General features: G+C 60.2%; 1 pseudogene. It reads left to right on the top strand.

Annotated elements, in window-relative coordinates:
- Nucleotides 1–60: 60 nt before the first annotated feature.
- A pseudogene (locus tag ACTOWJ_RS29375) lies at nt 61–846 on the top strand (IS3 family transposase); the annotation flags it as partial.

Genomic DNA, 846 nt, shown 5'->3' with positions numbered 1-846 from the left:
TGGACTGTCCAGGGAAATATAGACATTTCCGGCCTATGATCCGAGCATAGGAGGAAGACCATGAGCACACAGCGATTTACTCCGGAATTCAAGCAAGAAGCGGTTCGGCAAATCGTCGAACGCGGCCAAACGGTGGCCGAAGTTTCGGCCCGAACGGGCGTATCGGCACACAGTCTGTACAAGTGGATTAAAGCGGTCGCGCCGGATAAAGCCGAGAAGCAGGCGGGCGAATTGATCGATGCCAAGAGCGAGATCCTGCGGCTTCGTGCGCAGCTGCGTCGCGTGGAGGAGGAACGCGACATCCTAAAAAAGGCGGCACGGTACTTCGCCAAGGAACCCGAGTGAAGTACCGCTTCATCAACGATCACCGCACCACGTTTCGCACGGCGACGATGTGCCGGCTAATGCGGGTGACCCGTGGCGGCTTCTATCAGTGGCTGCGCAAGCCTCGATCCGATCGAACGATCGAAGATGATCGGCTGCTGGGTCTGATTCGCGATTCCTATACGGCCAGCAGCGGCGTGTATGGGTCGCGTCGCGTCTGCGGTGATTTGCGCGAAGCCGGCGAGGCATGCAGCAAGCATCGCGTGGCCAAGATCATGAAGGGCCATAAAATCAAGGCGATTCGGGGCTACAAGGCGCCGCGCCGGATTGCCGGGCGCCCATCGATCATCGCGCCGAACCGGCTCAATCGGGAATTCACCGTCGATGCACCCGACCGCGCCTGGGTCACCGACATCACCTACATACGAACCTGGCAAGGCTGGCTGTACCTGGCGGCCGTCATCGACCTGCACTCGCGCAAGGTGGTCGGCTGGTCGATGAAACCGACCATGGCACGCGACC

The sequence above is a fragment of the Lysobacter sp. CA199 genome, assembly GCF_052078715.1.
Taxonomy (GTDB): Bacteria; Pseudomonadota; Gammaproteobacteria; order Xanthomonadales; family Xanthomonadaceae; genus Lysobacter.
Note: the sequence above shows the minus strand (reverse complement) of the source record. Positions and strands in the feature narration are given on the sequence as shown.